The sequence below is a fragment of the Sporomusa sphaeroides DSM 2875 genome, from assembly GCF_001941975.2.
Classification (GTDB): domain Bacteria; phylum Bacillota; class Negativicutes; order Sporomusales; family Sporomusaceae; genus Sporomusa; species Sporomusa sphaeroides.
The window spans coordinates 2,423,143-2,446,115 of record NZ_CP146991.1; the positions used below are offsets into that span (position 1 = coordinate 2,423,143).

Annotated in this window: 20 protein-coding genes and 1 other annotated feature (1 of these 21 running past the window's edge); of the genes, 8 read left to right on the plus strand and 12 right to left on the minus strand. The window is 48.6% G+C overall.

What is annotated here, in order from left to right:
* The first annotated feature begins 63 nt into the window (after nt 1-63).
* The 6 genes from SPSPH_RS11390 (at nt 64) to SPSPH_RS11415 (ending at nt 7,840) form a co-directional block, all read left to right on the plus strand.
* Nucleotides 64-933: an ABC transporter substrate-binding protein gene (locus SPSPH_RS11390; protein WP_075755778.1), complete on the plus strand. Its 870-nt coding sequence runs from the start codon at nt 64-66 to the stop codon at nt 931-933.
* A 22-nt stretch (nt 934-955) separates the two neighbouring features.
* The gene (locus SPSPH_RS11395; RefSeq protein ID WP_075755779.1) at nt 956-2,911 is read left to right on the plus strand and encodes a peptidase U32 family protein; all 1,956 of its coding nucleotides are present in this window, start codon (nt 956-958) and stop codon (nt 2,909-2,911) included.
* A gap of 43 nt (nt 2,912-2,954) precedes the next feature.
* Nucleotides 2,955-4,259 carry an aspartate aminotransferase family protein gene (locus tag SPSPH_RS11400; RefSeq protein ID WP_075755780.1) on the plus strand — a complete coding sequence of 435 codons (1,305 nt, stop codon included), beginning with the start codon at nt 2,955-2,957 and terminating at the stop codon, nt 4,257-4,259.
* Nucleotides 4,260-4,432: 173 nt separating this feature from the next.
* Nucleotides 4,433-5,221: an electron transfer flavoprotein subunit beta/FixA family protein gene (locus tag SPSPH_RS11405; RefSeq protein WP_075755781.1), complete on the plus strand. Its 789-nt coding sequence runs from the start codon at nt 4,433-4,435 to the stop codon at nt 5,219-5,221.
* Nucleotides 5,222-5,232: 11 nt separating this feature from the next.
* Nucleotides 5,233-6,423: an electron transfer flavoprotein subunit alpha/FixB family protein gene (locus SPSPH_RS11410; protein ID WP_075755782.1), complete on the plus strand. Its 1,191-nt coding sequence runs from the start codon at nt 5,233-5,235 to the stop codon at nt 6,421-6,423.
* A gap of 25 nt (nt 6,424-6,448) precedes the next feature.
* Nucleotides 6,449-7,840: an FAD-binding oxidoreductase gene (locus tag SPSPH_RS11415; RefSeq protein WP_075755783.1), complete on the plus strand. Its 1,392-nt coding sequence runs from the start codon at nt 6,449-6,451 to the stop codon at nt 7,838-7,840.
* Nucleotides 7,841-7,847: 7 nt separating this feature from the next.
* On the opposite strand, the gene SPSPH_RS11420 is transcribed toward SPSPH_RS11415, so the two are convergent.
* From SPSPH_RS11420 to SPSPH_RS11465, 10 genes are all read right to left on the minus strand, one after another.
* Nucleotides 7,848-8,138 (minus strand): hypothetical protein, encoded by a 291-nt coding sequence (locus tag SPSPH_RS11420; protein ID WP_075755784.1) that lies wholly within the window; start codon nt 8,136-8,138, stop codon nt 7,848-7,850.
* 146 nt (nt 8,139-8,284) lie between these two features.
* Nucleotides 8,285-8,728, minus strand: coding sequence for a cell division protein SepF (locus tag SPSPH_RS11425; RefSeq protein WP_075755785.1), 444 nt, complete (start codon nt 8,726-8,728; stop codon nt 8,285-8,287).
* Between the two features lie 235 nt (nt 8,729-8,963).
* Nucleotides 8,964-10,682: an adenosylcobalamin-dependent ribonucleoside-diphosphate reductase gene (locus tag SPSPH_RS11430; protein WP_233138809.1), complete on the minus strand. Its 1,719-nt coding sequence runs from the start codon at nt 10,680-10,682 to the stop codon at nt 8,964-8,966.
* A gap of 46 nt (nt 10,683-10,728) precedes the next feature.
* A complete protein-coding gene (gene typA, locus SPSPH_RS11435; RefSeq protein ID WP_075755786.1) occupies nt 10,729-12,540 on the minus strand; it encodes a translational GTPase TypA in 1,812 nt (603 codons plus the stop codon).
* Nucleotides 12,541-12,659: 119 nt separating this feature from the next.
* Entirely contained in the window at nt 12,660-14,273 is a 1,614-nt protein-coding gene (locus SPSPH_RS11440) for an MBL fold metallo-hydrolase RNA specificity domain-containing protein (protein ID WP_075755787.1), read from the minus strand.
* A gap of 135 nt (nt 14,274-14,408) precedes the next feature.
* The gene (gene murB, locus SPSPH_RS11445) at nt 14,409-15,329 is read right to left on the minus strand and encodes a UDP-N-acetylmuramate dehydrogenase (protein ID WP_075756065.1); all 921 of its coding nucleotides are present in this window, start codon (nt 15,327-15,329) and stop codon (nt 14,409-14,411) included.
* Between the two features lie 4 nt (nt 15,330-15,333).
* The gene (locus tag SPSPH_RS11450; protein WP_075755788.1) at nt 15,334-15,684 is read right to left on the minus strand and encodes a YlbF family regulator; all 351 of its coding nucleotides are present in this window, start codon (nt 15,682-15,684) and stop codon (nt 15,334-15,336) included.
* Between the two features lie 47 nt (nt 15,685-15,731).
* Nucleotides 15,732-16,601, minus strand: a complete 870-nt coding sequence (locus SPSPH_RS11455; RefSeq protein WP_075755789.1) for a TIM barrel protein — start codon at nt 16,599-16,601, stop codon at nt 15,732-15,734.
* Nucleotides 16,602-16,639: 38 nt separating this feature from the next.
* Entirely contained in the window at nt 16,640-17,098 is a 459-nt protein-coding gene (gene trmL / locus SPSPH_RS11460; RefSeq protein ID WP_075755790.1) for a tRNA (uridine(34)/cytosine(34)/5-carboxymethylaminomethyluridine(34)-2'-O)-methyltransferase TrmL, read from the minus strand.
* Between the two features lie 14 nt (nt 17,099-17,112).
* Nucleotides 17,113-18,024 carry a DMT family transporter gene (locus tag SPSPH_RS11465; protein ID WP_075755791.1) on the minus strand — a complete coding sequence of 304 codons (912 nt, stop codon included), beginning with the start codon at nt 18,022-18,024 and terminating at the stop codon, nt 17,113-17,115.
* A gap of 180 nt (nt 18,025-18,204) precedes the next feature.
* Between SPSPH_RS11465 and SPSPH_RS11470 the strand changes: the two genes are divergently transcribed.
* Together SPSPH_RS11470 and SPSPH_RS11475 are read left to right on the plus strand one after the other, a co-directional pair.
* Nucleotides 18,205-19,299 (plus strand): PRK06851 family protein, encoded by a 1,095-nt coding sequence (locus SPSPH_RS11470; protein ID WP_075755792.1) that lies wholly within the window; start codon nt 18,205-18,207, stop codon nt 19,297-19,299.
* A gap of 168 nt (nt 19,300-19,467) precedes the next feature.
* On the plus strand, nt 19,468-20,868 hold the full coding sequence (locus SPSPH_RS11475; RefSeq protein WP_075755793.1) for an SGNH/GDSL hydrolase family protein: 1,401 nt from the start codon (nt 19,468-19,470) through the stop codon (nt 20,866-20,868).
* Here SPSPH_RS11475 and SPSPH_RS11480 read toward each other — a convergent pair.
* Nucleotides 20,837-21,745, minus strand: coding sequence for a prephenate dehydrogenase (locus SPSPH_RS11480; protein ID WP_075755794.1), 909 nt, complete (start codon nt 21,743-21,745; stop codon nt 20,837-20,839). The two genes, SPSPH_RS11475 and SPSPH_RS11480, sit on opposite strands and share 32 nt — an antisense overlap.
* On the minus strand, nt 21,742-22,758 hold the full coding sequence (gene aroF, locus SPSPH_RS11485; protein WP_075755795.1) for a 3-deoxy-7-phosphoheptulonate synthase: 1,017 nt from the start codon (nt 22,756-22,758) through the stop codon (nt 21,742-21,744). Before aroF ends, SPSPH_RS11480 begins: the two co-directional genes overlap by 4 nt.
* A 41-nt stretch (nt 22,759-22,799) precedes the next feature.
* Nucleotides 22,800-22,973, minus strand: a binding site (T-box leader) (it continues 73 nt past the right edge of the window).

Consider the following 22,973-nt stretch of genomic DNA (forward strand, 5'->3'; position numbering starts at 1 on the left):
GCAGGTATTTGTCAATTTCATGTGGAAATTGTACAAAAAAGAAAGGCGAGAGGTGTTATTTACTTGCATAATATAGGGATTTTACAGTTAACGCAGAATCTGGATGATGCCGTACATGGCTTTAAATCCGGGCTGACCGGACAAGATTTGGCTGTTGAGTTTCATTATGTAAATGCCGATGGCGCTTTGCATGATTTACCGCAGCTTGCCGGCAAACTGGCTAAACAAAAGGTTGACCTCATTTTTGCCTGTTCTACCCCGGCTGCGCAGGCGGCTGTTGCTTTAGCAGGCAATATCCCGGTAGTTTTCACACCGGTCTTTGACCCGGTAGGTGCGGGACTGGTTAAAACCATGGACAAGCCGGGGGGCAAAGCCACGGGCATGGCAGGTATGGTTCCGGCTGCCGCCAAAGCGGCGTTTATCCGTGAGCTTTTGCCGTCAGCTAACAACATCGGCATTTTATATCACAGCGGCGACAGCAATGCCCTGCTGGAGATAAGTAATTTTAAACAAGCGGCAGCCGGCCTGTTTAGTCTTGTTGAACTGCCTGCAGACAAAGCTGAGGATTTGTCGGTATTGGCAGATCGACTGCCGCCAAACCTGGATGCTCTGTTTCTCCCCATTGGGCGGGTCATCGAAGAAAATTTCGCCAGTGTAGCCTACTATGCCGAAGCGGCAAACCTGCCAATCATTACTTCCCATGCCCCCAATGTGCCAGCAGGAGCATTAGGAGCGCTTGTGGCCAACCACTTCGAACTGGGACGCGCTTGTGGTGCCCAGGCAGCACAAATTCTTGCCGGGGCTGAACCTGGCAATATTCCTGTCGGTATTGTTGAACATCCCGAAATTCAACTGAATACCTTCGTGGCAGCCAATCTGGGAATTGAACTGTCTCCGTCACTGCTGGTCAAAGCGAAAGAAGTGTTTGAGTAATTCTTAATTTGGAGTGAACTACATGCTATTAACCCGGCAATCTGTTGAACTTTTAGCGCCTGTCGGCACTTGGGAAGTATTAGAAGCGGCAATTACAGCCGGCGCCGATGCCGTATATCTTGGCGGCAAACGCTTTAACATGCGCCTGCACCGGACTGATACCAATTTTGATGATAAAAAACTGACCCAGGCTATTACCTACGCTCACGCCCGTAACGTCCGTCTATATGTTACTGTCAATAACCTTATCAGTGAACGGGAAATCCCCGGTGTGCGCGATTATCTCAAATTTTTAAATGAAATCCAGCCAGATGCACTGATTGTCCAAGATCTGGCCATCCTGGAACTGGCGCGGGAAATCAACCTTACTGTTCCCCTGCACGCTTCAGTTATGATGAATACTCATAATGAACATACCATAAAAGCGCTTATGGACTATGGCATTACCCGGGTGGTAACCAACCGTGAATTGACATTGTCCCAGCTCTCGCTGCTCAGGGAGCGTACCGGCGTTGAACTGGAATATTTCATTCATGGCGACATGTGCGCAGCTCACAGCGGTCAGTGCTTCCACTCCGGTGTAGTATTCGGCCAAAGCTCCAACCGCGGCCGCTGCCTGAAACCCTGCCGCTGGCCCTACCAGCTTGTCGATACCCTTACCGGTCAGGCTGTGGCCGCAAAAGACCCCGGACCGTATAAATTAGCACTTAAGGATATGTGCATGTACACGGCTTTACCGCAGCTGATTCAATCTGGTGTCTGCTCCTTCAAAATTGAAGGCCGCATGCGTACGGCCGATTTTGTCAGCCGGATTGTAAGGCTATACCGCAAAGCCCTTGACCGCTATATTGCCGACCCCAATGGCTACACCTTTGATGCCACAGACTGGCAAGAACTTTATGAATACCGTTCCCGTGACTTTTCAACCTGTTATGCGCTTGGCAATCCAGGTGCCAGCTCTATTGGCTATACCGGTGAACGCGAGCCCCGCTTTTTCAGTCAGGCAGTCAAAGAAGCCGGCGTCACCGGCAGTGCGGCAGTCCTGGTACCAAATACCGGGTCGGACAATCCTTCCCTGCGGCTGCGTCCTGCTCTTGCCGTGCGGGTGGCTGACCTTGCTTCACTAACCAGCGCCTTTGCCAATGGTGCCGATATTGCCTATATTGGCGGTGAGGCTTTTGCTCCCGGTAAGCCCTGGAGTCTGGAGGATATAAAAGCTGCCGTCAAACTGGCGGATGACCGGCAAGTGCAGGTTATTGTCACTACGCCGCGCATTACCATGGAACGGGAAGCCGGCGAGCTTGAACAATTATTTGCCGGTTTGGAAACCCTAAAGCCACATGGTCTGATGGTTTCCAATAGCGGCATGCTGCGCCTGGCAAAACAGACCTCCAGCCTGTCAATCCAGACTGACTTTTCATTTAATCTCTTCAATCACCTTACCGCCGCCTGGCTCAAAGACAACGGCGCCAGCAAAGCAACGATCTCCCTGGAAGCTACTTATGAACAAATTACCGAACTGGCCAAGCACAGCCCCTTGCCGCTGGAAATGATTATTCATGGCGCCATTGAGGCTATGGTACTGGATCACTGTATACCGTCAGCCATTATGGCCGGCACTGCCACCCATCCCTGCCATGACCTGTGTTCCAACCGGCACTACTCCCTCTTAGACAGTGCCGGTGAACGGCATGACATTAAGATTGATCAATACTGCCGCAACCATATTCTCTTTGCCAAAGATCTGTGCCTGCTTCCCCACCTGGCTGCACTTATGCAGGCAGGCATCGTTAATTACCGGATTGAAGGCCAGCATTACAGCTCCGAACTAGTCGGCATAATTACAGCTGCCTATCGCGCAGAACTTGACAAACTGGCTGCTGGTGATACCTATGTGTTTGACAAAACAATTATTGACAGAATTGCCGGCCCGCGGCAGTTGGGTATCGGGGCTTTTCGCTATCGCGTATCACGCTAGACTGTTGGCTAGAATTTGCTGCTGAGGCTGAAAGGATGAAAATATGACTACGACAAACCAGGAGCAATACTTAGGACCTGATGAAATACTTCGAAAAAAGAAGGAGTATATGATCCCTTGCGTTTACCATTTTTATACTGAACCGATGCAGTTAGTCAAGGGGGAAATGCAATACCTGTATGACCATACCGGCAAACAATATCTTGACTGCTTTGCCGGAGTATCTGTGGTTAACTGCGGCCATTGCCACCCGGAGATTACCAAAGCCGTCTGTGATCAGGTGATGACCCTGCAGCATACCTGCACCATTTATCTTACCGAAAATATTGTTAATTTGGCGCAGCGCCTGTCCCAAATTACCCCCGGGCGCCTCCAGAAAACCTTTTTCTGTTCCAGCGGCACCGAGGCCAATGAAGGCGCTGCCCTGCTAGCATCAATCTATACCGGTAAACAGGAATTCATCAGCCTGCGTCAAGGCCTGCACGGCCGTACCAAACTGACCATGAGCCTGACCGGTTTGTCGATGTGGCGTACCGATACCAGCCCGGTTGGCGGCATCAGCTTTGCGCCCAATGCCTACTGCTTCCGCTGCCCTTATGGCAAACGCCATCCTGAATGTGACCTGGCTTGCGCCAATGAACTTGAAACAATAATTAAGACCACCACCGCCGGCCAGGTTGCCGCCTTTATCGCCGAACCCATTCAGGGCAATGGCGGCATCATTACTCCGCCACCCGGTTATTTTAAACGGATCAAAGAGATTCTGGACAAATACAACATTCTCCTAATCATTGATGAAATCCAGACCGGCTTTGGCCGTACCGGCAAGATGTTTGGGATTGAACATTACGGTGTGGAACCGGACATTATGACTATGGCCAAGGCCTTAGGCAATGGCACGCCTGTCGGCGCCTTTACTGCCCGTCCTGAAATAGCCGACACCTATACCCGCCCCGGCGCTTCAACCCTTGGCGGCAACCCGGTCACTTCGGCCGCTGCTCTGGCAACCCTGGAGGTGCTTACCAAGAACAACCTGACCGCACAGGCGGCCCTGCTTGGCGAATATCTCAAACAAGGTCTGACTGAATTACAAAAAAAGCATCCCCTTATAGGTGATATTCGCGGCCATGGCCTCATGCTCGGAGCGGAAATAGTCAAACCGGACAAATCGCCGGCAACCGAACAGCTTGACCGCATGTTAGAAGAGATGAAAAACCGCGGTTTCCTTATTGGCAAAAACGGCCCTGACCGCAATGTAATGGCCTTCCAGCCGCCACTGGTTATTAGCCGTGATGATCTGGATAATTTATTGAATAATTTGGCTGATGTACTAGCCACAATGGGTTAATCCTATTAAAACTAAGGTTATTTTCCACATTGCCCGCACTTCGGAAAGCTTTCCGGGTGCGGGCTCTTTTTATAGCAAAAACTGTGTTCCTGAGGTAAATAAGTATAAGCTAAGCAATATCTATTCATGCTATAGCTAACAAAATTGTCTTATAAACAGGGAGGGTTCTGTATTTGAATATCGTTGTTTGTATCAAGCAAGTTCCCGGCACCACCGAGGTGGAGGTAGACCAAGAAACAGGTGTCCTGAAACGTGAAGGGGTAGATTCCAAGATGAACCCTTACGATTTATATGCTGTCGAAACAGCCCTGCGGCTTAAAGAGCAGTATAACGCCGTAATTAAAGCAGTAAGCATGGGCCCCCCTCAGGCGTCTGTAATTATTCAGGAAGCCTTTATGATGGGCGTTGATGATGGAATTTTACTGACAGACAGAAAATTTGGCGGTGCCGATGTGTTGGCAACATCGTACACCTTAGCACAGGGTCTTAGAAAAATGGGTGATTTTGACCTCATCATTTGCGGCAAACAAACCACCGATGGGGATACCGCCCAGGTCGGTCCGGAACTGGCTGAATTTTTGGATATTCCCCATGTGGCTTATGTACGACGGATCGTAGAAGTCACACAACACTCTATTATCGTAGAAATGGATATGACAAATACCGTGGAAACTGTTGAAGTATTATTTCCCTGCCTGATAACCGTTGAAAAAGAAATTTTTCAACCCCGCCTCCCCTCTTTTAAATTAAAGCTGCAAACTAAAGATAAGGAGATAGCCTTCTACGGGCTGAAAGATTTTACCGACCAGGACGAATTAAAATACGGCCTCAATGGCTCACCGACAAGGGTGCTGCGGATTTTTACACCTGAGTCAAACATTGACAGAGAAATCTGGCGCGGCAACGCTGATGAACTGGCAGGCAAAATGGCAGCAAAATTGCAAGCATGTAAGCTGGTGTAAGGAGGACGGCTATGTCCAAAATTATAATTAGACAAGACTTAGTAACCAATCCCGATGATTTAATTAAAATCTGTCCATTTGGCGCAATTGAGTATGACAACAACTATCTGTCCATTAATGCGGCTTGTAAGATGTGTAATATTTGTGTCAAAACAGGTCCTCAGGGGGTATTTTCCTGCTTTGAGGAAAAAGTTGAGGAAATTGACAAAAGTCTCTGGCGCGGTATTTCCGTCTACGTTGATCATCATCACGGCCACATTCATCCGGTCACCTATGAATTGATTGGCAAAGCCAAAGAACTGGCTGCCAAAATCAAGCACCCGGTGTATTGTTTATTTATTGGCCGCGATATTAGCCAGACTGCTCACAGCTTGCTAGCCTATGGTGTTGATGATGTTTTTGTTTACGATAACCCGGAATTAGAGGATTTCAGAATTGAACCCTATACTGCTGTCTTCGAGGATTTCATCAACAGGCAGAAACCCAGCATTATCTTAGTTGGCAGTACTAATCTCGGCCGGTCCCTGGCTCCCAGGGTGGCAGCCCGTTTTGGTACAGGCTTAACAGCCGATTGCACCATCCTGGATGTGGATGAGGATACGAATTTAGCCCAAATACGTCCGGCCTTCGGCGGTAATATTATGGCCCACATTTATACCCCTAACCATCGCCCGCAATTTGCGACAGTGCGTTATAAGGTTTTTTCCGCACCGCAAAAAATCTCTCAGCCAACCGGCAAAGTTACGTTCTGCGACATAGCAAACCAGGCACTGCAATCACGCATCCGGGTTCTGAGCACAAAAGATAAAGAAAAAGTCCGCAGTGTGGAAGATGCCGAAATTATTGTTGTTGCCGGCAGAGCCGTAAAAAACCAGAAAGACCTGGATATTATTAACAAGCTGGCAGAACAATTAGGGGGAATGGTTGCCGTAACCAGACCACTTATTGAGGCTGGGCTGGCTGATGCCAGACTACAAATCGGGTTAAGCGGCAGAACTGTAAAGCCCAAGCTGCTTATCGCCTGCGGCGTATCCGGTGCTATCCAGTTTGTTGCCGGAATGGACAAGGCGGATGTGATTTTTGCCATAAATAATGATGATAATGCTCCGATTTTTAACATTGCCCACTACGGGATTGTAGGTGATGTTTTTGAAATCGTACCAAGATTAATGGAATTGCTTGACCAATCCCGCCAAATGTAAAATCTCATAATTAGGAGCTGGTGGTGTGTCCTACAAAAAAATTGACCAACAAGACATTGACTTTTTGGTATCACTGTGCGGCACGCGCGTGCTTGCCGGACAAGATGTGCCGGAAACCTACAGCCGCGACGAATTAAGTATGATAAGAAACTATCCTGAAGTAGTTGTCGAAGTATTAACTACTGAGGAAGTAGCAAAAATAATGAAATATGCTTACGACAATACGATTCCTGTTACTCCCCGCGGCCAGGGAACCGGCCTTGTCGGCGGCTCGGTTGCCTTACATGGGGGAATCATGATCAGCACCGTGCGAATGAATAAAATTCTCGAGCTTGATGATGAAAACCTGACAATAACAGTACAACCGGGTGTTCTGCTCATGGAACTGGCAGCCTATGTCGAAAAACACGATTTCTTTTATCCGCCTGATCCTGGTGAAAAAAGCGCAACCATCGGCGGCAATATCAGCACCAATGCCGGCGGTATGCGCGCTGTCAAATACGGTGTCACCAGGGATTATGTGCGTGGACTGGAGGTTGTACTGCCCCATGGCGAAGTCATTAATCTCGGTGGCAAGAATGTAAAAAACAGTTCCGGTTATAGCCTGAAAGATCTTATTGTTGGTTCTGAGGGAACGCTGGGCTTTGTAACTAAAGCTATTTTACGTCTGCTGCCGCTGCCCAAAAAAGCCTTGAGTCTGTTAATCCCTTTCCCTGATCTTGGTCAAGCTATCGAAACCGTGCCGAAAATAATTAAGGCAAAATCTATCCCAACCGCTGTCGAATTCATGGAACGCGAGGTCATTCTCGCAGCAGAAGAATTTTTGGGCAAAAAATTTCCTGATACTTCAGCTGACGCTTATTTACTCCTTACCTTTGACGGCAATAGTACCGAAGAACTGGAAAAGGCGTATGAGCGGATTGCTCATATTTGTTTGGATTCAGGCGCCTTTGATGTCTTGATTTCCAATACACCTGAAAGACAGCAATCTATCTGGTCGGCCAGAGGCGCTTTCCTCGAAGCCATCAAGGCCTCTACCACCGAAATGGATGAATGTGACGTAGTTGTACCCCGCAACAAAATTGCAGAGTTCGTAAAATTCGCCCGCAGTCTGCAAGACAAGCTGGGAGTCCGGATTCAAAGCTTTGGTCATGCCGGTGACGGCAACCTGCATATCTATGTACTGCGGGACAAGCTGGCGCAAGCAACCTGGGAAACTAAACTGGAGGAAAGCATGCAGGCAATGTATGCCAAAGCAACAGAGCTAGGCGGGCAAGTATCGGGTGAACATGGCATCGGCCATGCGAAACAACCCTACTTAGCCTGCTCGTTAGAGGCTGAACACGTTGGCTTGTTTCGGAGTATAAAACAAACCTTTGATCCTAAAAACATATTAAATCCGGGTAAAGTTTGCTAATGCTGTATTAGCCGCGCATAACCCGCAGCTTGCCGACACTTTTCCGGGTGCGGGCATCTTTCGGCCCTGCTGCCGGCGGCATTACCGTTATATGACGCCGCCGTTCACCGGTTAAACGCAAAACATGTGCCGTACACATAGTAAGGGCAAACAACGCCCAGAAACCGGCAAAAAATTGTCCGGCAGCGGATTCCATAAATACCGGCAGTTGAGTGGCAAACAGCATTAGCATGGCACTAAGAGCAATCAGGCATAATGATGAGCCGAATTTGCCGGTTTTAGCCTTTAATCTTTTCATACCGCTGACTCCTCCCATCAGATTGACTACAAAATGAATGTCAGTATACTATTGAAATATATGAAAGTGATTGAGTGAGTATGTGCAATAATAAAACAGCCGGCTTGACTTCACCAGTCTGCCGGCTGTTTATTATTGCACATACTTTATTCGTTTTTCACCCGTACATAGGTAGGTACTGAATAGGCGAAAATCTTTTTATCCACTTCAATATTGGCGTAAGCATAAAGTATTACTCTGTCTGAAACCCGCTGTACACAGCCGCCCAGAACATAGCATACTCCATTTAAAAAATCGCTCATACGCTGTTGGGTAGCGGCATCTACCTGCTGGTAGTTGACCACAACAGCAATATTCGTTTTGAGATAATCGGCATATGCCTGCACATCGTCAAAGCTTGTTGGCAAATCCACATATAATTTCAGTTGTCCCGGTTGTTGAGTATGTACTTTAAGCTTGGGACGACGTTCGGTTTCCTGTACCGCCATTTCTTTTGCCCCGGCAGACACTTCTGATTTTCCCGGTGCTGCTGTTTCTTCTTCCAGCGGTATCAAAAAGTTAGTCAATTTATCAATTAATCCAAGCGCCACCGTTCAACGCCTCCCTAGATACTTATCTCAAATCTTCAAGATTTTCTAGGAAAGTATTCGACATACTTTATGCTAATTCCTGCCAGACTGCGGCGAAATTTTGTGTTACAGGTAAAATAGGGTGAAATCTCCCAATATGGTAGGACTGTGGCACTAAAGCAAAGACAAAGTTCCCGATAATAACCTAAAAAACTGTTACGCTTTCTAGTATTGCCATGCTTTTAAATAGGTATATCTAGAATATTTGCCGACATTCTTCGCACCCGACACCATGGCTGAGCACTTGCTCATCCCGGCTGGCATCCCGGTATACTGTCACGCCTTTACACCCCTGATCATAGGCTGCAAAAAATACCCTGGCAACGTCTTCACAGGTAGCGTCCTTGGGCAGATTTACCGTTTTGGAAACACCATTATCGGTGTATGCCTGAGCTGCAGCCAATTGGGCTACATGCCATGCAGGCTCAATTTCATGGGCGGTAGCCAGCACACGCTTCACTCTGTCAGGCAGTGCCAGGCCGGCCACACTTCCCGCCAGGGCTATTTGCTCATTAACTGCTTGTGTCAGCAGCCCCTGCTGCCTGAGGTAATTAACAGCCACCGGATTTACACTGGTAATCAACCTGCCGTCAAGAACTCTCCGGGTCAAGGCCAGGGCAAACAGTGGTTCTATACCGCTTGAACAGCCTGCAATTATACTGATGGTTCCTGTCGGCGCGATGGTGGTTACTGTAGCATTACGCATATGCTCATAACCCTGCCGGGGGTAAATACTATCAGCAAAAGCGGGAAAACTGCCTCGCTCCCGTCCCAGTTCGGCTGACATGGCTCTCGCCTCAGTTGTAACTGCCTGCATAATATCCTTGGTTAATTGGACTGCTTCCTGACTGGCATAGGGCAAATCAAGCAAAATAAACAGTTCGGCCAATCCCATAATTCCTAACCCAATTTTCCGGGTTTTCCTGGTGGCTTCCGTCACTTCCGGCAGCGGATAACTGTTGATATCGATGACATTATTCAAAAACCGGACTGCCAGTCTAACAGTCCGGGTCAGTTTATGTTTATCAAGGCTAACTCTCTGCCCCTTATTTGCTGTTAGCAGCCGGGTAAGGTTGATTGAACCTAACACACACGATTCATATGGCAGCAGCGGCTGCTCGGAGCAGGGATTAGGAGACTCAAATAAGCCCAAAGCAGGCGTAGGGTTAGCTTTATTGACAATATCTAAAAAAAACAGTCCGGGCTCGCCGTTCTCCCAGGCCATCTGTACCAGCAAGTCAAATATTTCCCGGGCAGGCACAGTCCGGACCGGAGTATGATTTTGGGGATTTATCAACTCGAAATCAGCCTGCTGTTTAACAGCTTCCATGAAAGCGTCGGTTATACCTACCGACAGGTTAAAGTTATTGAGTACATCATGCCGGCGTTTAGCAGTAATAAAAGTAAAAATATCAGGGTGGTCCACCCGCAATACCGCCATATTGGCACCACGCCTGGCAGCCCCCTGTTTAACAACCTGTGTAGCCAAATCATAGATATGCATAAAAGATACCGGGCCGCTTGCGGCTCCACCGGTTGCTCCTACCCGGGCGCCTTCCGGGCGCAGGCGGGAAAAGGAAAAACCGGTGCCGCCACCGCTCTGATGAATGAGGGCAGTATGTTTCAGAGTATCAAAAATACCGGCTAAGGAATCTTCTATTGGTAAAACAAAACAAGCAGCTAACTGGGCCTTGGGCTTTCCCGCATTGATAAGTGCAGGAGAATTGGGGAGAAACGTCCCGGAAGCCAGCAGCTCATAATATGCCTGGGCTGCCTGGGCGGCATTTTGCCCATAGCCGGCTTCAGCACCGGCTATGTAATCAGCCACCCGGCGAAATAAGAGTTCGGGGGTTTCATCTTCGCGCAGGTATCTGGCGCGAAGTACTGTTTCAGCCTCAGGTGATAACAATATCATGGTTACCCCTCCCGCTTGTCATTGTGAATAGTAAAGTGTACCTTGCTTAAGCCTCTTTTTTCCGCTCGCGTCCGCGGGCATGTCTGTCCAGGGTTGCTTTGCGCAGCCGGATGCTTTGTGGAGTGACTTCCACAAGTTCATCATCATTAATATATTCAAGCGCCTGCTCCAGGCTGAAAATGCGCGCCGGAGCCAGCCGGACAGCATCATCAGAGCCACTGGCCCGCATGTTGGTAACATGTTTTTTCTTGCAGGGATTAACATCCATATCCATTTCCCGGGCATTTTCGCCAACGATCATGCCCTGATATACGGCTTGCCCCGGAATAACAAACATAATGCCTCTGTCCTGAATGCTATTGATGCCATAACCACTGGTTTCACCAGCCTCAAACGCCACTAGAGCCCCACGGGTACGGCCGGGAATATCGCCTTTATAGGGTACATAGCCATGAAACACATGGTGCATAATGCCATTGCCCTTAGTATTGGTCAAAAACTCTGACCTAAAACCAATCAGCCCGCGCGCCGGAACAATAAATTCCATCCGCAGGTAACCGGCCAGTTCCACCATATTGACAAGTTCTGCCCGGCGAGTTCCCAGAGATTCCATAACTGCGCCCATAAATTCCTGCGGTACGTCAATTGTCAAAAATTCCATTGGCTCGCAGCGCTGTCCGTTAATCTGCTTATAAATTACCTGGGGTTTGCCGATTTGCAGTTCATAGCCTTCACGGCGCATGGTTTCGATAAGAATGGATAAATGCAATTCGCCCCGGCCGGCAACTTCAAAAGCGTCCGGGCTGTCAGTTTCGATAACCCTCAGGCTAACATTGGTTTGCGCCTCGCGGAACAGACGGTCCCTAATATGGCGGGAGGTAACATACTGACCTTCCCTCCCGGCAAACGGGCTGGTATTAACCGCAAACAGCATCGCCAAAGTCGGTTCATCAATCCTGATGGTCGGTAAGGCTTCCGGATTTTCGGTATCGGCCACAGTATCACCAATATTGACCGTTTCCAAGCCAATCATGGCAATGATATCACCCAAGGCCGCTTCCTTAACCTCGGTACGCTTTAAGCCCTCATATATATATAGTTTACCGATTTTGGCCTTTTCCTGAGTCTCACCGGTCAGAACAGTAACATTTTGTCCGGACACAATACGCCCCCGCACAACCCGGCCAATGGCAATCCGCCCGACATAATCGTCATAATCGAGGGTGGTTATCATGACCTGCAGCGGACCGTCAATTTCGCCCTGCGGTGCAGGTATGGTTCTCTCAATACATTCAAACAAAGGCAGCAGGTTGTCGCTTTCGTCGGCCATTTCCATTTTTGCAATACCTGACCTGGCAGTAGCGTAGACAACCGGGAAATCAAGCTGCTCATCATCGGCCTCAAGCTCAATAAACAGTTCTAAAACCTCATCAACAACATCCTCCACCCTTTGATCCGGGCGGTCGATTTTATTTATAACCACAATGGGTTTCAATTTTTGTTCCAATGCTTTTCTCAACACATATTTAGTCTGAGGCATAGGTCCTTCAAAGGCGTCAACCAAGAGCAGCACACCATCAACCATGTTGAGAACCCGCTCCACTTCGCCGCCAAAATCGGCGTGACCCGGAGTGTCAACAATATTAATTTTGGTATTGTTATACATTACCGCCGTGTTTTTAGACAGGATAGTAATGCCGCGTTCCCGCTCAATGTCGTTAGAGTCCATAACGCGTTCGGCTACATGTTCATTGGCGCGGAAAACGCCGCTTTGTTTAAGCATAGCATCGACCAAAGTGGTTTTACCATGGTCAACATGGGCAATAATTGCAATATTACGTAAGTCGTTTCGTTCCATATATAATGCTTGTCCTCCCTAAATAAACAGAAGGATGCATTTAGCTGCACCCTTCTGTAGTGTAATGCACAATTCACTATATTATACCAACCAGCAAATGTCAAATAAAAATTATCATATCACGACCATAAATCACTGAGTGTCTTTTTAACAAATGTCCGGATTTTCTCAACACGCTTAAGCACTGCCTGAAGATTGGCGGAATTGGCAGCCACCAGGTCTTCGAGCCTGCGCCGGAAGTCGGCGTATTCTTTTTCCATTTCCTCGAGCTGATCTCTAAGCTGCTGAACGGCTGGCTCAACCGTCGTAATCGCCGAAGGCTCAATGTTCCAGGTCCGTCCGTCAATCTGGGCAGCATCACCATATTTCGGAATATATGTCGCTATGCCAAACTCTTCATTAATCATTTTGCCAAAAGGTTCTGACCGGTCCTCTTCACCATGCACAATAAAAATATTAGCCGGTTTTGTTGTAAAATTTTTCAGCCAGGAAGTCAGTTGGCTCTGATCGGCGTGAGCCGAAAAACCTTCCATATTATGAATTTCCGCTCTAACACTGATTTCCTCACCCATAATCTTAACTTTTCTGGCACCGTCCAGTATCCGGCGTCCCAAACTGCCCTGCGACTGATAGCCGACAAACAATATAGTGCTTTCCGGCCGCCATAGGTTGTGTTTTAAGTGATGAAGAATACGCCCGGCATCGGCCATACCGCTGGCCGATATAATGATGGCCGGTTTATCCAGACTATTAATGGCCTTGGACTCCTCAGCCGTTTTGGTGTAAACCAGCTGCGGCAGGCGCAGCGGCTGCTCCTGATCGCCATACATCAGATCATAGGCTTCTTTATCATACTCTTGTGAGTTTTTCAAAAATACATTGGTTGCCGCTATCGCCAGCGGACTGTCCACAAAGATGGGAATTTCCGGTATCGAACCTGCTTTAAACAACTTATACAAATGATACAGCAGGGTTTGGGTGCGGCCAACAGCAAAGGACGGAATAACCAGATTGCCGCCTTTGGCTGCGGTATCATTAACATACTTGGCTAACAGCTCAATGGGGTCGCCAGGCTCATGCTGCCGGCCGCCGTAAGTAGATTCAAGAACAATATAATCGGCTGATTCAATGATGGCCGGGTCTTTAATAATCGGCTGATCAGGCTGCCCCATATCACCGGAAAACAAAATTTTGGCGGTTTGACCATTTTCCGTTCCCCATACCTCAATCATGGAAGAACCTAAGATATGGCCGGCATCCCTGAATTGAATGGTAACCTCCTCAGACAGTGTCAGCTTAGTATCATAGGCTGCGGGTGAAAACTGATTGAGGCAAGCATAAGCATCTGCTACCGTATACAAGGGTTCTACCGGTTTGCGTCCGGCACGCTGCCCTTTTCTATTGGCAATTTCCGCATCAAATTCCTGAATATGAGCACTATCAGGCAACATAATGCTGCATAGTTCGGCAGTTGCTTTCGTAGCGTAAATAGGCCCTTTAAAGCCTGAGTTGCACAATTTGGGCAAAAGCCCGCTGTGATCAATGTGCGCATGAGTTAAAAACACAGCGTCAATCTCGGCCGGGTTATATAAAAAATCCCGTCTATTTAGTGCCATAATGGCTTTTGACCCCTGAAACAGGCCGCAGTCAATCAAAAACTTTTTCTGACCGATTTCCAAAAGGTACGAGGAACCTGTTACCATTCCAGCGGCTCCCAAAAAAGTTAAACGCATAGCTTTGTCTCCTTTTCAGCATTTTGTTACTGTGTATAATATTCTAAATTCAATACCCTTGCCTGCTTTCCCTGCAAAAATAATAAAAACCGGGGCATTTTGCTCCCGGTTAAAAACTTCTGCTATACCCTTGTCTTAGCCTTCCCCTAATACCCGTACCTCCGGATGCAGGGAAATACCAAACTGTTGATAGACACGATCCTGAACTTTACTGATAAGTGACAGCACATCCCGGGCTGTCGCACCACCGGCGTTAATAATAAACCCCGCATGTTTGGTTGAAACCTGTGCGCCACCGACACGGGCACCTTTGAGGCCGGCCTGCTCAATCAGGGTACCGGCAAAATACCCCGGCGGCCGCTTAAAGGTGCTGCCGGCACTGGGCATATCAATCGGTTGTTTGCTGTGCCGTTTGTTTGTATAATCCTCAATACGAACCTGAATAGAGCTATCCTCACCGGCAGACAAAGCCAGTTCAACCTCGCAGACAAGGCAGCCGTTTTCCTGAAAAACACTGTGCCGGTAACCAAAAAGCAGTTCTTCCCGGACAAACCGTTGCCGTTTGCCATTGGCGCATACCGCAGTGACAGCCTGCACCACCTGACTCATATCGCCTTCATAGGCTCCGGCATTCATGAATACCGCACCGCCAATACTGCCGGGAATACCAATGGCAAACTCAAAGCCTGTGAGTTTGGATTTGGCGGCATATTGCGATACCTCTGAGAGCAACGCACCGGCTCCGGCAAACACAGTCGTGCCGTTATGCCGGATATACCCCATTTCAGCGCCAAATTTAATAACCAGACCGCGAATGCCCCGGTCCAGCACCAATACATTAGAACCATTCCCCAACACAGTGACAGGTACAGTACAAGCTTCAGCAAGTGCAAGCACCTCCGCCACTTCCACCGGTGAAGCCGGCAGCACTAAAAAATCAGCCGGACCGCCAATTTGAAACGTGGTGTGTTTGGACAACGGTTCATTAACCAGCAGCCTTTCCGGGGGAATAGCTTTTTTTAATTCGGCAGCAAAGTCTACCGGCATGGTAACCATGTTCTCATTCTTTGCCAAATATATCCATTCCTTCGGCGACCGCATCGCCAATTATTTTGTATATGTCAGCCGCAATCTGCTGAAAACGCATGTGAGAATGAATGAAGTCTCTGGCTTTGGGATTAAGGACAATCATTTCATACATTTTCTGCAGTTCCTGAGACTTCTCTTTATCTTCAGGATGACCGGCCATTAAGTCATATTCGGCAGCCAGCTTTTTCTTGAAAAAATCCTGTACCATGGTTTTGCTTGCTGCGTCATTGTCAAGATTTTGCTTGGCAAGTAAAAACGCCTTGTACTCGTCAGAGTTTCTCAACGCCCGCCCCAAATCATGGGCTTTGTCATGCACACTCATGAAAATACCTCCAGTACACCATCTATTTTATGCATTATTTGTACTCTTTATACACTGAAATCTTTTTTCAATAATTTTTGGTAAAACACCTGCATCGTTTTGGCATCTTTAGCCTGAGTGCCGGCAGACTCGCAGATAATCCGAGGTGTATACCCTCTGTCAGCAATGACTGCCAGGAGTGGCTCATGCGGCGGACCGAAAGGATCACCAAAACTCCAGTGACGTTTCTCACCGCCTTTGGTGAATTCAATCGGGCTGAAATGAATATGCAGTTGTTTGGCCGCTTCTTCTCCCAGTACTTCGCCGATTTTATCAAATACAGCGGCAAACTCCTGGCTGGTGGTATACTGACCGCCGGTCACGGCATGTAAATGGCCAAAATCGACAGCAGGACGCACCCATTCGGCCATTTTGCATAACTCAAGCACTTCGTCAAGTGAGCCCAGCTGATTTTGTTTGCCCATCGTCTCCGGCAAGAGGTTCGGGCCTGCCAAGCCTGCCTGCTCAGCCTGCTCCAAAACCTTGGCAAATGAGCGTTTGGCGCGTTCTAATGCCTGGCGCCGGTCAATACCTTTGCCGGAGCCACCGATATGAAAAACAATCCTGTCTGCGCCCATCCATTTTGCAACCTCAAGCGAACGGAGAAAATGGCGTTCCGTATTGCTGGCAGTGGCTTCATCCTCGGTAGCTAAACTTATATAGTAAGGCGCATGGATGCTAAGTTTAACCCCATAACGGGCAGCCTCCTGCCCTACCAGTTCGGCAGTCGACTGCTTAATGTTAACACCGCGGCTGCATTGATATTCATAAGCGTTAAGCGTAAGACCTGCCAGCCATTTAGGCATGTCGGCCGATGACTTGAAGCCGGCTTCATAAAATGCGTCCGGATTACCTGCCGGTCCAAATTGTGCAAACATGGAATCACCGTCCTAGATCTGAAATTTTTGCTGCATGATCATCTGAGCCCGGCAAAATTTTGCTGCCTGAACGCCTCATATACGACAATTGCTACCGCATTCGACAAGTTAAGTGACCTGGCATCATCAACCATAGGGATGCGGACACAGTTATCCGGGTAAGAATGCAGCAGTTCCTGAGGCAGTCCGGCAGTTTCTTTGCCGAAAACCAGCAGGTCTTCGGGCTGGTACGCAATATCGCTATGATGTTTATCGGCTTTTGTGGTATTAAAATAAAAATTATGGCCTTGGTACAATGCGGCTATTTCATTAAAGGTTTCGTGAACATGTACTTTAACCAAATTCCAATAATCAAGCCCTGCCCGCTTTAAATACTTATCCTCAATAGAAAACCCCAGCGGTTTAACCAAATGCAGTTCACAGCCGGTAGCTGCGCACAATCTGGCAATGTTGCCGGTATTGCCGGGAATTTCCGGCTCTACCAGTACAATATGCATCAAAATCACTCCAGTTATACAATATCAGCTTGTTTGTCCTTAGTTGGGGCAGCTTGCGGTTCACTGCTTGTCTGCAGCAAAATAACGGCGCCAATTACCAGCAGCCCGCCGCAGGACTGCAGCCAGCCCATAACCTCACCCAGCGTCAGGTAAGCGACACCAGCGGCAATAACAGGTTCGAGGCAGGCAGTAACTCCCACATTGGTCGGCGATAAAAACCGCATACCGGTAAAATACAGTAAAAAAGGAACTACGGTGGCGAATACGGCAATATACATAAACAGCCACCAATTGCCGGCATGAATGACTCCTGCTGTCCACGCATCAGGCGACACCAGCCACCAAAACAATGCGGCAAAGAAAAATGAGTAGGTGACCACTGTCAGCGGATGGTACTGGCGTACCCCCCGTCTCCCGTATATGGTATTAAACGCCATAACCACCGCAGCCATCAGGCCGCTGGCAAGCCCCAGCAGGCTGATGTTGGTACTGCCTGCGTTAAGCATAATCATGAGTCCGCCCAAAGTGGCCAACCCAACTGCGCTGCCGCGCTGCCAACCCAGTTTTTCCTTTTCAAAAAGCACTGCATATACAGCCATCAGTACCGGTGCCAGATATTGCAAGAAAACGGCGGTGGCAACATTCGTAAGGCTGATGGTGTAAAAATAGAAAAATTGTAACAGCGCCATTCCGGCCGTACCCAGTACGGCAAAATACGCTATTTCCCGGCGCGGAATCACCAGCAGTTGGCGGTTGTAACAGAAAAGCCCGGCTACCATTAATAAAAATGCCAGTGTCAGACGAATTTTCACTAACAGGAACGGCGTAATATCCTGATTCATCAGCGCTTTGGCTGCCGAACCGCCAATTCCCCACATACTGGCAGCTGCAATAACAGCAAGATATCCATATATTTCTTTGCGCATAGCATTCTCCCTGGATAAAAGTCCAAAGTAATTATTATTCTACACAAAAAGTAAAAATCCTACCCATTATCCCCAGGATATGTCAATGAATATAGGATTTTTTGATCTACTCATGCCGCCTGAGTCATATACATTATAGAAAAACGGTAATGGCAAACTGCCACAAAAGGGAGGATAACAATGGCTGAAGGCAAAATCAAGCATGTGTTTCCCGGCGGCAACACCCCCCAAGGCTTTTTCTCTTATTATGACTATGTAATTCCAATTGACGCTACCAGGATTTTCCTGTTGAAGGGCGGACCCGGAGTCGGCAAATCCACGTTTATGAAAAAAATTGGGCAGGCGATGGTGGACCAGGGTTTTGACGTCGAACATCACCATTGCTCAAGTGACCCGCATTCCCTGGACGGGCTGGTCATACCGTCGCTCAATACAGCATTAATTGACGGTACTTCTCCTCATATTGTTGATCCCAAGCATCCCGGTTGTGTTGACGAAATCCTCAATCTCGGCGAATTTTGGGACGAAAGCAAGCTGATCAACAATAAAGCTGAAATCGTAAGCTGCACCCGGGAGATCGGCAAACGCTTCCAACGCGCCTACCGCATGCTCAGAGCGGCCAAAGCGGTATATGATGACTGGGAGGCGGCCAACGGCGAAGCAATGGATTACAAAATAGCCAACCAGAAAACAACTGCCATTATTGAGAAAATATTTGGCGGTGTCACCAGCGTAGGCCAGGGGAAAAACAGGAAGCTTTTCGCCTCTGCGATCACGCCAATTGGTCCGGTAAATTATATTGATTCTATTAGTGCCGATATCAAGCACCGCTATATTATTACCGGCTTTCCCGGCACAGGCAAAGCTACCCTGCTGGCTAAAGCCGCCGATACGGCTATCACTAAGGGGCTTGATATCGAAACCTATTACTGTCCGCTTGACCCGCTAAAAATAGAACACATCATCATCCCGGCTCTTGACACGGCTGTGCTGACTTCCACACCGCCGCATAATCTGTCCCTTGATAATACAACACCGGTTATTGACATGAATGAATGCCTCAATCCGGTGATTACCAGACAGCTAGACGCGGTCACCGCTTATGACCGGACCGCTTTCTGGGAGTTTTTCGATAAAGCCGGAGCCTATATCAAGGAAGCAAAGAAACTGCATGATGAGCTTGAGACCTATTATGTGCCTAACATTGCTTTCAGCAGCGTAGATGCCCTTAGGAAAATAACTCTGGCAAGGATAGCAGGGTTTGCGACAAAATGATTTTTCGCCCGGTATTGTAAAGTTTAGACAATAATAAAGAAGCTTGGTGGATGGGCTGATTAGCATCCACTAAGCTTCTTTATTATTGTCAGTGTAGTTTTTGTCAATACTATAAGCATGATAAGCATATAACAGTCGTTCCTACCATACATCCGGCAGGTGCAAACATTGAAGATACTGATTATATTGGCAATATTGCTGGCACTAATGCTATATTTGCCGGAAATACCAAAAAATGCAGATCCGATTCCGCTCAAACCGAAGCCGGCGGAAATTAAGCCCCTGGACCCATCTGCCAATTCCATCAGGCTAACCGATAACATCGGCCAAATACCTGAAAGCGCCGATAATGTCAAACCTGCGCCTACTTCTTTTTATCCTGACAGCGCCCCGTCCTCTGTCCAGCCGATGCTTACCTGGACAGTAGTTCCAGGCGCAGTTTACTATGAACTGGAATTCCTCGCAGAGCTGCCGAAAAATCCCAATACTGTTTTTCCAGCGAAGAACCAGCTTCGTTTAGTACGGAAAATTTTTACCAATGGGTATAATGCTGATTTATCCTGGTATAAAGGCAACTGTATTTACTGGCGCGTTCGCGCTCTTGATCTGCAAGGCAACCCGCTGGGAGTGTTTTCTGACGCGGCCGAAGTCTGGCTTGACCGCAGCCTTGTCCCGGTTACCCGTCCCCTGACTAATAACCGGATGCCGGCAACACAGCCGGCACCACTTTATCCTGCCTATGCCTGGATTCCGGTGGCAGGTGGTGTAAGTTATGAAGTCGAGCTTACCAGCCGGCCGCCGGAAAACCCTAATGGCGTTGAACCATCCCGCCATCGCATCTGGAGCAAAATTGTTACCGGCGTTAATGATTGCTATGATGACCAGCCCCGCAGAAACTCAGGTAGGTATTACTGGCGGGTTCGCGGGATGGATGCGGCCGGAAATCCGGTGGGCGGCTACTCGGACACAGCCGATTTTACCGTTGCTGCAACCCGGAGACAATATGCGGCAACCTTTGGTGACAGTATCACGCATGGTGGTGGCGCTATCTCCTATTCTCCGGCCGATTCCGACTATAGCTACCAGACATACCTTTATTTTCCCACCGTTAATCTGGGTAAAAGCGGTGATACTGCGGCAACCATGCTGGCGCGGTTTGAGCAGGATGTCCTGCCCTTTAAGCCAAACTATTTAATTATTCTCGGTGGAACTAACAGTCTGCGCGGCGGTATTCCCGCGACACAGGTAATTTCCGAACTTGCCGCTATTCGCGACAAATGCCTGCTGCATGGTATCAGGCCGATATTTCTGACTTTGCCGCCCATTAATCCGGAAACCATTGCCCTCATCTTCCAGGAGGAAACAGTACCCGGCTGGCGGGAAGAGTTTGATGCCGTCAATAGTTTCATCCGTCAACAGCAATACTGTATTGACATTGAACCCTATTTTACCGACAGCAGCCGTAAACTTCCCGAGCATTTGTCCATCGACGGTCTTCATCCTGATATTGACGGCAAACAGCTAATGGCTCAAATTATCAATGCCCATTGGTCAAGGGTTGTCCGTTAGCGGCCTCTTCCAAACGCAATAGTTCATCACGGCGTTTTTTGGCAGTGGCAAAGAAGGTATGGATGCTTGTCCGGTCTCCCTGGCGGACAGCCGCTGCCACCTGGGTTAATAGCTGGCCGAATTTGTCCAGGCTGTCGGCAATCGGCCCGGAATTAGTTATGCAGATATCGGCCCACATATCGGCGTTGGAAGAAGCAATCCGTGTGGTATCCCGAAAACCGCCGCCAGCCAGTTTAATGCTGCTGTCCTGATCGTGAGCATGTTCCAGCAGATTGACCAGAGCCGCCGCCCCAATGTGCGGCACATGACTGATAAGTGCGGTACACCAGTCATGCTGGCAAGCCTCCATCACGGTAATTTTGGCTCCTGTCCAGCCAATAACCCGGCGAACTGTGTCAATGGCCTGCGCATCACTTGCCGCATCAGGGGTAAGGATATACCACTTATCACAAAACAGCGTTTCGTCGGCAGCCTCTATACCGCTTTTCTCACGCCCGGCCATTGGGTGTCCCGGCACATAATGCACGCCTTCAGGCAATACTGCCGTTATTTGCTCGATTAAATAGCCTTTCGTACTGCCGGTATCTGTCAGGATAGCGCCTTTTTTTATATAAGGTGCTATTTCATTTACCAGTGAAGCCACTTGCAGCACCGGTGTACATAAAAAGATTATGTCGGCGTTTATCACACCTGCCTTAAAATCGGTAGTAACTATATCGGCAGCACCACTCTGCCGCGCTTTGACAAGTGACAGTTCATTGGTATCCATACCAGTAATCTCTATTTTGCCGCCTCTGGCAGCCTTTAAGGCCAAACCGAGCGAACCACCGATCAGTCCCATGCCGATAATTGCAATCCGCTCAGCAGGCGAAGTCATGCCATTCTCCTGTCTACTGCTCTGGCAACGGCTGCCACTTCACTCATTAAGGCCTGGTAATTGGCAGGAGTCAGTGACTGATTGCCGTCAGATAACGCTTCGGCCGGGTTGGGATGAACTTCAATCATCAGTCCGTCTGCTCCGCCGGCGACGGCCGCTTTAGCCATGGGACGCACTAATTTCCACAAACCGGTTCCATGACTGGGATCAACAATAACCGGCAAATGACTCAAGTTCTTGAGCGCGGCCACAGCACTTAAATCCAGTGTATTACGGGTATATTCTTCGAAGGTCCTGATACCACGCTCACAGAACATAACGTTGAAATTGCCTTCACTCATAATATATTCGGCGGCGTGCAGCCATTCATTGATGGTAGCCGCTATCCCGCGTTTTAACAGTACAGGCATGCCGCTTTTGCCTACCGCCTTTAAGAGTTGGAAGTTTTGCATATTGCGCGCACCGATTTGCAACACATCGGCATAGGCGCCGACTACCGGTACGGATTCAATATCAACAACCTCGGTAACAATTTTCAGCCCGTGCAAGCTTCTGGCCTCAGCCAGCATCTCCAGTCCCTTTTCTTCAAGTCCCTGGAAAGAGTAAGGCGAAGTCCGCGGCTTGTAAGCGCCGCCCCGCAGAAATTGGGCGCCCGCTTCTTTGACAATCCTTGCCGATTCCAGTAATTGTTCCCGGCTTTCAACAGCACAAGGTCCGGCCATGACAACAATATGGGGACCACCCACCAGCACGCCGCCAACATCAATAACTGTGTCTTCATTTTTAAACTCCCGGCTGACCAGTTTGTAGCCGGCGGTAACCGATATTGCCTTTTCCACCCCGGCCATAGCCTCGAGCGGCAACTGAACCATGAGTTTTTTCTCGCCAATTAAACCAATAATGGTACGAAGTTTACCTTCCGACAAATGGACTTTTAAGCCGGCTGCGGTTACCCGGGCAATCACATTGTCAATTTCTGTCTGGGTAGCTGTAGGATTCATTACAATAATCATGTCTATCGCCTCCATAAAAATATAAAAAGTCCCATCCCCTATACAGGGACGAGACTTTACTCGCGGTACCACCCTGCTTGCTTAAATAAATAGCAAGCCACTCTTTCAGGTACAGGAATTCCGATACCCTAGCCTATGATAACGGTGGCCTCCGGCGCAGTCTACTTGTATTCCGTTCGACCTGCTGCTCACGGGTGTATTTCAATATGCACGCC